Origin of the sequence: Achromobacter sp. SIMBA_011, from assembly GCF_046535435.1 — a bacterium.
Classification (GTDB): Bacteria; Pseudomonadota; Gammaproteobacteria; order Burkholderiales; family Burkholderiaceae_B; genus Achromobacter; species Achromobacter dolens.
This window is the reverse complement of record NZ_JAWRWN010000423.1, coordinates 1-273: the sequence shown is the minus strand read 5'-3', so window position 1 is coordinate 273 and position 273 is coordinate 1. Positions and strand designations below refer to the sequence as shown.

Sequence of the window (273 nt, the reverse complement as noted above, 5' to 3'; positions counted from 1 at the left end):
CGAGAGGAATTAACGCAGACCCAGCTGGAAAATCAGCATTTCAGCTTCGCAGGCAAAAGTGAAATCGATATCCAGGCGCACACCGTCAGACTCTTCAGTGAAAGTCGGGGTGATTTTGCAAGGTTCAGATTCCACGCTACGGGCTTTTTCAGTCAGCGCCGCCAGCGTTTGCTCTGCTTCTGCGCGGTTTGCAAACACGCGGCTGTAAGACGCGGTGCAGTCGGAGTTGTCCATAATGGTGCCAACATCCATACAGCAGCAAACCGGGGTTTC

1 protein-coding gene is annotated in these 273 nt (G+C 53.1%); it reads right to left on the bottom strand.

All coding sequences use genetic code 11. From position 1 onward, the window contains the following. Window positions 1–9: 9 nt before the first annotated feature. The coding region (locus SB816_RS31555; RefSeq protein WP_001319491.1) for a DUF406 family protein at window positions 10–273 on the bottom strand (264 nt) is incomplete at its 5' end.